Raw genomic sequence first — 9723 nt, forward strand, 5'->3', positions numbered from 1 at the left:
CAATAATCCGAACAGACCGTAATATGCTGCTGGCCTGCTATAGCCATAAACACATATCTTATCGCATTCGGACTATTATAAGAAAGGCTATAACTGTAAAAAAACAGAAAGCTTGGTAGAAAAACGTAAGGCAATTTCTTGGTTGTCAGACTTTAGTCAAGATTTTGTGCACACATGTATATTGGCTGATTGTGCTCCGGTATACGTAAAAAATAAAATACAGCCAACCTTAAAAAGCCTTACTAGATAAAGCCTTTTTATATACTTAATGAGGTTTACTCCTTTTACCGAAAAAAATATAATTCAATCTCCTATCTATAGTTGCCTCTATATCTTTGATTAATAGCTGCTTTATCATGTTTACTTTTCGCTTTGCATCTTGAGCTTGACGCTCATTGTTACCACTGTTATTGCTGTAATTATTCTTATCACTATAACTACTGCCACTTGGTTTGCTACTGTTACTGAACTCACTACCCTTGTTTCTTCTTGTGTTGAGTATCTGTATTATCTTTTCCTTTAAAAAGGACTTCCAGCCTGTGCAAAGTAATAATTTATAGAGAAAATGCGGAGTAAGAAACGCCACTAATATTCGAATAGAAATTCCGTAACCGCGATCTTCCCTATTTTCATAATACCACTTGCAATATTGAAACAAACGGTAAAACGCATTTTTGAAAGAGCAAAATTCTACAGCATACCAAAAACCATTGCTGAGAAACATGAGCACAATGCTGAATGTGTAAAGATACATTGTGAAGAGAAACAGTTTCACAATTATATCTTTCAGACTACCTAATATATAATTCAATAATCTTAATTTACAGAAAAGTGATATCATTTCACACCCACTTCAATATGGCTGGGGTGGAAGGATTCGAACCTTCGCGTGGCGGTATCAAAAACCGCTGCCTTACCACTTGGCTACACCCCAATACTACTTACATCAATAACACTATTAGCCCAATTAGTAAAAGATTTATTTGCTTTTTCTATGGGCATCACAGCAATAGCTGGCTGATCATAAGAATGCATTGCTTCGATTTTTTCTACAATTTTATCAACTTGATCATTCCTGCTCTTCATAATTGCCACTACTTCACAACCACTGTTAATTTCACCCTTCCATAAATACAGAGAATTTACTTCAGTTACACATACAATTAACTTCTCGTTTAACAATTCTTCAGAAATTAGTTTTAGCCTCATTTAAATTTGAAAAAGTTGAAAACTAAATTATTCATTAGAATCTATATAAACGCATTGCTACTATACTCCACTCAGGTTTATTCATCAAGAGAAAATAACGCCAGCGCGTACTGTATGAACATTTGTTTGCAAAGGTAGTATGTTAAGTGTTATAGCTAGTTTGCCTCAAACGTAAAGGTGTCATCCCAGTGCCCCTGTGATGTCATTCCAGTGCTTGACACTGGAATCCAGTTTTCCATATAATCTCATCGAAAACGTTGTAACCACTTTCTATGCTAGTTCGCTTGTAAACAAGCAAACTTTCCTGGATCCAAGTAGTCAAGCACTGGGATGACACCTTTCCTAGCAGAGAAATCACAATGTTCATACGGTTGTACGCATACCGCTGGGATCTAGGATTTTTCTATAGTTTAAAAACAAAAAAGGATGTTACTCATTGAGTAACATTGAGTACTCATTGAGTAACATCCTTTTGGAGAAGGTGGATAGCTTTGTTTAGTTCGTTTTCACAGCTGTTTGTGCAGCTTGCTGTTGAACGTCAGTGTCAACAGCTACTTTCGTAGAAGGCTGTCCCACCAGTTTGTCCAGATGACCTGTCTTTCTTAAGTTCAGCTTGGGTTTTTGCCTTGCCATTTTCAGTAAACATTGTATGTGTTGGAGAAGAAGTTGGTGAATTGAATCCACTATCAGAACCATTACGATTACTAAAAGAATTGTGTAATGTAGATTCAGTTTTAGCACTTAAACTAAATTCTTTTAAGTTTTTCTCCATTGCTGCCCCAACTTCATCTTTACTGAAAGATTGTTCCAATCTTTCTAATGAGCTTGTTGGTGTAGAAGGACCAGATGAACCTCTTGCACTATCAAAAGAATTACCGCGAGTTAGAGTTCCTTTATTCGAATTACCAAGATATTGGTTTACTTTAGGATCACTGAGAACATCCTCACTGAAAGAACTTTGTCCATTTAAGTTAGTCAATGGGGCGCTTCTAGTTGGTACTTCTGGAGTTCCTACCCTAGTAAGGTTGCTAGTACTATTACGTCGTGCAACTCCTGGTCTTCCTCCTATTGTTGCAGTTTTATCAGTATTTTCAGTTGGAGTAGGAGTATCAACGTAAAAAGTGCTATTTCCTATTTTTCTAGGCAACGTGTCTGATTCAGAAAGAACTTGATATTTAACTTCAGAAGTTTTTTCTGACTTTTTGCCACTTTTGAAAGGTGATGAAATCCTATCCCAAAGTGAAGAAGGTGCTTTTACTTCTTTATGCTCCGCAGGATTTAACAATTCCGCTTCGCTGCTAACAGTACTGTCAGTCTTTACAGAATTTAGTGAATTGCTTCTTGACAAGCTGTTAGATTGTTCAGAGCCTTTTCTTCCCAGTGAAGAGAATGATGATGACACAGACCTAGTTAAACTTTTGACAGAAGGCCTGTTAGCTTTTTTCTCTGCTCTGTCAAACATATTGCTTACGCTTGATTACAAATGATTTTCTCTACATTCTTTAATAACCTTCTTAATTTCATTGTGATGTTCAGAGAAAACACTGTCGATGAAATAACTACCTTTAGGTAATGACCTTTGTGTTAACAAGTTATGCAAGGTTTTGTCATTTAAATTATTAATGAATTCTTTCTGTACTTGCCATCCAGAAGTATGTTCAATCTCCCCTGATTTTGCCTTCTCTGCCATTTTTAAATCAATTTCTGACGATATTCCAGAAAGTATATTTTTCACTAACCCAGAATTATTTCCTTTATCAGCAAAAATTGCTTTCATATCATTTCTTATTTCGTCAGATTTCTTAATTGCATCTGGAGTAAACCTTTTTACCTTATCTAAATAGTCCGTCTCACCAGATGCCTTATGGAACTTATTTGCCACTCCTTCGCCTACAAAACTAGCGCTTTTTTTCAGTGAATCTACTGAATGTTCATAACCTTCTTTCACCTTATCTTTAACAGGTACAGCACCATCTCTAACTTTTCCGGCAGTATATTTCGCCCCATCAACTGTTTTTTTTTGCTGACCATTTGAGCCCTTTGAATGTGTATTCAACTGCTTTCACAGCAAAAAATAGAGTAAGGGCAACTATTGCACCTGTTGCAGCAACCGGTAAAGCAGCTGCCACAAATGGAAGTAATGCACCAACCATCACACCTACTGCACCTACTGCAACCATTTGCTCTTTTGCAGACCAATTAGAGAAATTTTTTATATCATGTAGTTTACCCTGCAAAGCTTCCACAAAAGTAGAACTTTTTTTAACAGGACTTGAATTTGTTTGTTCACTGGCTAACATTTTAAACCTCACTATTAATTAAATATATTATAATTGTATTCCTTGATTCTTAAGTTAGTGTTAAATTGATTGCCAGTATTTATTTGTCTTCAAATAATTTCGCTTGACGTGTTTTGTGGTAACATAGAAAATTAGGTCAAGAAGCTGCAGCATTTATGAAGTATAGAAAAAGAACACTCATCTTTTTGGCTGTTATAACTTTAATAATAATAGCTTTACTATTTAGGTATAATTCCCATTTTCACAAAGACGTAGTGCACTTAAAGAGTGACAACAAAGAATTCAAAAAAAAGCCAGAAAATTCCATAGAGTCGACCATATTACATAGAGAAAAGGAAGTGTACGATCATGTTTCCCATCCTGATGATTAATTTGTAAATAAAATAGCAATTTATGTTTGCATTTTCTTATTAAAGAAGTAACATTAGTGTATTAATTATAGAATCAATCATTATGTCTGATGATAATAATCCTTGGAATCTGGGAAAGAAACCGGTAGGGAACAAAACTCCTAATAATGAAGATATTTTAAGTAAAGCTGTATCTGATATAAGGTTCTTTCTTAATGGATTAACCAGAAACAGGGGCAAAAAACCTTATTTCATCATTGTTATTATTTTGCTGCTCTATGCTTGCACTGGCTTTTATATTGTCCATCCTAGTGAAGAAAGTATAGAACTTACCTTTGGTAGATATTCTAATACAGAAACACCTGGTTTGCGTTATCACTTCCCCTACCCTATTGACAAGGTTTTTAAAGTGAACGTTAAGGAAGTAAATCGTGAAGAAATTGGGGTAAGTAGTTCTTATGGGCGAGATACAGATCGCGGTGAAGGCGTGATGCTAACTGGAGATGAAAATATAGTCAACGTTAACTTCGAGGTTCAATGGCGCGTTAGAGATGCTAAGGACTATTTATTCAAAGTGCGGGATTACAAACCCGGTTTCAGTGTTAAAAATGCTGCTGAAAGTGCCATGAGAGAAATAATAGGTAAAAACACGATTTCTTTTGCACTTGGTCAAGGCAGACCAGAAATTTCTAGAGATACTACAATTCTATTGCAGCAGATTCTTGATGGATACCAAATGGGCATAGAGATTTTATCTGTTCAAATGAAAAAAATTGATCCACCAGAGAAAGTAATCAGTTCGTTTAGAGATGTACAAAGTGCTCGCGCAGACAAAGAGCGTACTATAAACGAAGCATATGCTTATAATAATGATATTATACCTCGAGCAAAGGGTGAAGCGATAAAGATAAAATTAGATGCACAAGCATATGAAAATGAAATAATAAATGAAGCAAAAGGTAATGCAAATCGCTTTTTATCTCTTTATGAGGAATATAGACAGAATCCTTCTCTCGTTAAGAATCGTATTTATCTTGAAACTATGGAAAATATTTTCAGTAAGGTAGACAAAGTTGTTGTAACTGATGATCTGAAAGGTATGTTTTCTTATTTACCTCTTACAAATTTAGGAAAATAACCATGAGTAGTAATATTAAAATTGTTTTTGTTTCTGTATTTGTTGTTTTATTGATTGTTTTATCTAATTCAATATTTGTTGTGCAAGAAACAAAGCAAGCAATAGTTATACAACTGGGTAAAGTTGTAAGGGATGTTAGGGAAAGTGGCTTATATTTTAAGTTGCCATTCATAAATAGTGTAGAGTTTCTTGATAAAAGAGTTTTAGATTTAAGTCCTGATAAGATCCCAAGGGAAGTGATAACAGCGGATCAAAAACGTATTATAGTAGATGCGTATGCAAAATATAAAATAACAAATCCTGTTACTTTTTACCAGGCTGTGAGGAATGAATCAGGTCTGGTTAGAAGATTATATCCGGTTATAGAAGCTCACATAAGAGAAAATATAGGCAGATTTTCGTTGATTAGCTTGTTGAATGAGAAAAGATCAGAGGTTATGCAATTGATTCAGCGTGGAGTTTATTCTGAAGCTGAAAAATTTGGCATAGAAATAATAGATGTAAGAATTAAGAGAGCAGATTTACCAGAAGAAAATAGTTCTGCAATATTTCGCCGTATGCAAACTGAAAGGGAAAAAGAAGCGAAAGAAATCAGAGCAGAAGGAGAGCAAGCTGGGCAGGAAGTTAGATCAAAAGCTGATAAATTAAAAAGGGAAATTATCTCCAGTGCAGTAAAAGAATCGTACGAAATAAGGGGCCGTCGTTATGTTGAAGCAACTAGAATTTATAATGAGGCATTTAAGGTTGATGAAGCGTTCTTTAACTTTTATCGCTCTATGAGCGCTTACAGTAAATCATTTGCCGAAAATAATACTAAATTTGTACTTTCACCAAACAATAACTTTTTAGATATTTTAAACAAAGGATGGAAATAATTTATGAAAAGTAAGTCATTTATTTTATCTATATTTGCATATTTTCTAATTGCGTTTTCTTCATACGCTAATATGTTTGATTGGGATGCAAAAAAGGTCGTTGATGCTAGCACTACTGCATGCAACTGTAATCAAGGACTTGCCGATTTAGTGGAAGAACTCATTCCTGCGGTTGTAAATATTTCAAGCGAACAAATCATCAAACAAGAAAATAACAGCAGAACTAGAGTTCCATCTATGCCAGGAAATAATTTTTTTGATGATTTTAGAGAGTTTTTTGAGCATTTTGATCAGTTTTTTATGGATAGGGGCCCTAGTGTTAACAAAGAGTTGGTGTTGCTTGGTTCTGGGTTTATTATAGATAAAGGTGGAACTATAGTAACCAATTATCACGTTATTAAAAACGCCAAATATATCACAGTTACCATAAACGATAATACTTATTTCAAAGCAGAAGTTTTAGGCTTTGATGCAAGAACTGATCTTGCTGTACTTAAGATTAATTCTGATAAAGATCTTTCTTCTGTTGCATTTGGTGATTCTGATAAAGCAAGGGTTGGTGATACGGTTATGGCAATAGGTAACCCATTTGGTTTGGGTGGCTCTGTAAGCACAGGAATTATATCTGCAAGGTCCAGGGACATTAGTATTGGCACTATGAATGAATTTATTCAAACTGATGCTGCAATTAATAGGGGTAACTCTGGAGGACCGTTATTTGATTTAAATGGAAAAGTTATAGGTATTAATACTGCTATCTATTCTCCATCTGAGTCTGGCGGCAACGTGGGTATAGGTTTTGCCATACCATCTAATTTAGCTATGTCAATTATTGACACATTAAAAAGTGGCAAAAAAATAAAACATGGTTGGCTTGGTGTGCAAGTTCAGCCTATAACGAAAGAATTTGCTGAGTCCTTGGGTTTAAAAGATATAAAAGGCGCATTGGTTGCAAGTATAGTAAAGGATAGTCCTGCAGAAAAAGGTGGGATTAAAGTAGGTGATATATTATTAGAATTTGACGGTAAAAAAATCGATAGAATGACACAATTACCTCAAATGGTTTCAAGAGCTGGACCTGAGAAAAAAGTGCAAGTTAAGTTACTTAGAAAGAGCAAAGAGGTTAATATTAAAGTTGTGATCGGAGAATCTACAAATGATGGCCAAGATAACAATCAAGAAGAAAATAAATCAACATCTGATTATGTAACCGGTTTAACTGTTTCAAATCTGCCAAAAGAATCAAAAGAAAGCAATCCTACAAAAGGTGTGATAGTTACTAATGTAGATAGTAACAGTAATGCCACGTTGCGTGGTATTAAAAAAGGAGACATTATTATCCAATTAGATGGAACCGATATAGAAAATACTAATGATTTTCAAAAACAAGTTGATTCGGCAGTAAAGAAAAACGGTAAAGATTCAATAATGTTGCTCATTTACCGCAATGGAGATCAATTCTTTACTTCGATAAAGTTGAAGAAATAGCACTCGTAGGTTATTTACTAAATTAGCAGCATTGTAAGCCTGTCATTGTAACACCTCAATCTTACAAGAAAAATCAAAACTATTAAAGTCTACATTCCATTCACTAAAATACACATATGGATAATATAAATTTTCTAAAATTCATTGAACTGTGCTTTCAAACAGTGGTGCCGGGATGTGAGTATAATGATTATCAGTACATAAAAGTCATAGCAGACAGGCTGGAAGCAGCGAATGCTGGCGAAGTAAGGTGCATAATATTCAATATGCCTCCGCGTTCAATGAAGTCCATATGTATGAGTGTTGCGTGGCCCGCATGGATACTGGGCAACTGCAAGAATAATAGTTGCAAGTTATTCTAAGTTGCTTAGTGAAAACATTCGCTTGATACGAGGTGCATAATGCAATCTGATTGGTATAAAAAGCTATTTCCAGAAGTAGAACTATCCAAAGACCAGAACACTAAATATAAATTCCAAACAGTGCAGAGAGGATTTAGAATCGCAACATCAGTTGGAGGAACATTAACCGGTGAAGGTGGTGACTTATCATTGTGGACGATCCGCTCAGTTCTGCTCAAGCTTTGAGTGAAACGCTTAGAAAGCGTGCCACAAACTGGTTTGATCAGACTTTAGTAACCAGGCTGAACGATAGAAAAAAAGGAGTCATCGTTCTTGTAATGCACAGGCTACACCAGGAGGAATTAACTGGACACCTTCTCTCCAAGCCAAAAAACATATGGCATCATATTTCTTTGCCAATGATTTCTGAAAATAAGCAGGTTATTTATTCAATCAAAAAGCCAATACCTCCCGTTCCTATCATCCGAGTAGCTCAGCACTGTGCGACCAGGCGATTATATAATAAACCAGCGTCACCTGTAAGGATATTATATTCAAGAGAAGAAGGTCAGTTGTTATATCCCCTCGATGGAGGAAAAGAAGAAGTTGAGATAATAAAAGCTGAACTTGGGAGTTACGCTTTTGGTGCTCAATATCAACAAAACCCTCCGCCGCTTTCAAGTGGTATAATTAAACCAGAGTGGTTGAAACGCTATAAAAAATTTCCTGATAATCTCTCGCATATAACACAAAGTTGGGATACTGCGGTTTCAACAAGTAACATGAGCAACTTTAGTGTCTGCACCACCTGGGCAAAAATAGATAATAAATTCTATTTACTCGACGTATATCGCGCAAAGCTTGAGTATCCAAAGCTTAAAGAACAGGTTTTGTCACTAGCTGCAAGATGGACGCCACACGCAATTTAAATCGAAGCAAAAACAAGTGGTCAACAATTGGTGCAAGAGCTAAAGACAAACAGTGATTTACCGATTATTGAAATAGTGCCACATGATGACAAGCTCACTCGATTTCATCAAATTGTTCCGGTTATAGAGTCTGGCAAGGTTTTTCTGCCACATCAAGCAGTATGGCTGAACGATTTTGAGTATGAGATTTTAGTGTTTCCTGAAACGCGCCACGACGACCAAGTGGACAGTACCGTGCAATATTTGCAGTGGGTGAGAAACAGTACCTCCAGGGTTGCAGCTATACGAGCATTGTGATTTGAGTCTACCAGTACTGGGATGACAGCTAGGAGACAACCGTCATCCCGCTGCTTGTTAGCGGGATCTAGAGATACCGCGGCGGTATGACGTAGGACTGCTGTTATTCCAGTGTCTGGGCACTGCCGTCTTGGATGGAAAGGCTGGATCCAAGTAGTCAGCTACTCGTATGACATCTTTGTGTTTGAGGCAAAACCATCTATAACATTTCTTCGCAAACAAATGTTCGTACAGTTGTGGGTCGTGCACAACTCTATTCCTATAGTGAGTAGCTCCCTCCTATCTTATTTATATCATATTTTTAACTTACCCAATAACATAAATTACTTTAGCTATGGTATAGCTAAAGTGGCTTAAGTTTACTTACAATTTGAAAAACAACAAATTCGTCATTCCGCTACTCGTTAGCGCTGCGGCGGTATTATGTAGGGAAACCTTTCTTGCGTTAGCTATATCAATAGCATTGCTTTAAAAAGAGTGCCCATATTTTCAGTCAACCTTAAGAATTCACTAAAGATCCTATTCTTTTGTTCATCACTTGCGCTTTTCATTAAAGCCAGGGTTCTTTCTTTTATGCCAAAAAGATATAAAAATTCTCTTTGAGTTAAAATCTCGCAATCTCCGGGTTTTAATGAATCTTTTAATGCTTGAAAGTTTACAAGTGCGGTAATATCACTATTACCAACATTCTCAAGAAAATTAGCATACTTATGTTGTTTTATCGATTGCAAAGTGCTCTTATATGCGGGGTATACATAACCGTAATCTACAATCAAAGCAGCTCCTTTATTATTAT

At 35.8% G+C, this 9723-nt stretch carries 7 protein-coding genes, 1 tRNA gene and 2 pseudogenes; 4 read left to right on the forward strand and 6 right to left on the reverse strand.

The annotated features are described in order from the left end of the window. Positions 1-265: 265 nt before the first annotated feature. The 5 genes and pseudogenes from WGMM_RS01670 to WGMM_RS07460 all read right to left on the reverse strand — a co-directional run. Positions 266-841 (reverse strand): hypothetical protein, encoded by a 576-nt coding sequence (locus WGMM_RS01670; protein ID WP_038249141.1) that lies wholly within the window; start codon positions 839-841, stop codon positions 266-268. 18 nt (positions 842-859) lie between these two features. Beyond that, positions 860-934 (reverse strand) — tRNA-Gln (locus WGMM_RS01675). After that, positions 925-1209, reverse strand: coding sequence for a divalent-cation tolerance protein CutA (cutA, locus tag WGMM_RS05565; RefSeq protein ID WP_240991839.1), 285 nt, complete (start codon positions 1207-1209; stop codon positions 925-927). Before cutA ends, WGMM_RS01675 begins: the two co-directional genes overlap by 10 nt. Before the next feature lie 202 nt (positions 1210-1411). Next, entirely contained in the window at positions 1412-1576 is a 165-nt protein-coding gene (locus tag WGMM_RS06495) for a hypothetical protein (protein ID WP_240991840.1), read from the reverse strand. Between the two features lie 177 nt (positions 1577-1753). Then, positions 1754-3491 (reverse strand): annotated as a pseudogene (locus WGMM_RS07460) (actin-bundling T4SS effector WalE1 family protein); the annotation flags it as partial. A gap of 471 nt (positions 3492-3962) precedes the next feature. Between WGMM_RS07460 and hflK the strand changes: the two are divergent. The 4 genes and pseudogenes from hflK to terL all read left to right on the forward strand — a co-directional run bounded on the left by hflK (position 3963) and on the right by terL (position 8927). Then, positions 3963-4997 carry an FtsH protease activity modulator HflK gene (hflK, locus tag WGMM_RS01690; protein WP_038249146.1) on the forward strand — a complete coding sequence of 345 codons (1035 nt, stop codon included), beginning with the start codon at positions 3963-3965 and terminating at the stop codon, positions 4995-4997. Between the two features lie 2 nt (positions 4998-4999). Then, entirely contained in the window at positions 5000-5872 is an 873-nt protein-coding gene (gene hflC, locus WGMM_RS01695) for a protease modulator HflC (RefSeq protein ID WP_038249148.1), read from the forward strand. 3 nt (positions 5873-5875) lie between these two features. Further along, entirely contained in the window at positions 5876-7360 is a 1485-nt protein-coding gene (locus tag WGMM_RS01700; protein ID WP_038249150.1) for a DegQ family serine endoprotease, read from the forward strand. A gap of 116 nt (positions 7361-7476) precedes the next feature. Continuing rightward, positions 7477-8927, forward strand: a pseudogene (gene terL, locus WGMM_RS06070) (phage terminase large subunit). Between the two features lie 449 nt (positions 8928-9376). Here the strand turns inward: terL and WGMM_RS01710 are convergent. Next, positions 9377-9723, reverse strand: a 347-nt coding sequence (locus WGMM_RS01710) for an SAM-dependent methyltransferase (RefSeq protein ID WP_038249153.1), incomplete at its 5' end; no start/stop codon positions are given.

Source organism: Wolbachia endosymbiont of Glossina morsitans morsitans, assembly GCF_000689175.1.
GTDB classification, from domain to species: domain Bacteria; phylum Pseudomonadota; class Alphaproteobacteria; order Rickettsiales; family Anaplasmataceae; genus Wolbachia; species Wolbachia pipientis.

Bases quoted from the DNA above. Each gene is read 5' to 3' on its own strand.
- WGMM_RS06495 (WP_240991840.1), bottom strand. From the start codon at position 1,576: ATGAACATTGTGATTTCTCTGCTAGGAAAGGTGTCATCCCAGTGCTTG.
- WGMM_RS01670 (WP_038249141.1), bottom strand. From the start codon at position 841: ATGATATCACTTTTCTGTAAATTAAGATTATTGAATTATATATTAGGT.
- cutA (WP_240991839.1), bottom strand. From the start codon at position 1,209: ATGAGGCTAAAACTAATTTCTGAAGAATTGTTAAACGAGAAGTTAATT.
- hflK (WP_038249146.1), top strand. From the start codon at position 3,963: ATGTCTGATGATAATAATCCTTGGAATCTGGGAAAGAAACCGGTAGGG.
- hflC (WP_038249148.1), top strand. From the start codon at position 5,000: ATGAGTAGTAATATTAAAATTGTTTTTGTTTCTGTATTTGTTGTTTTA.
- WGMM_RS01700 (WP_038249150.1), top strand. From the start codon at position 5,876: ATGAAAAGTAAGTCATTTATTTTATCTATATTTGCATATTTTCTAATT.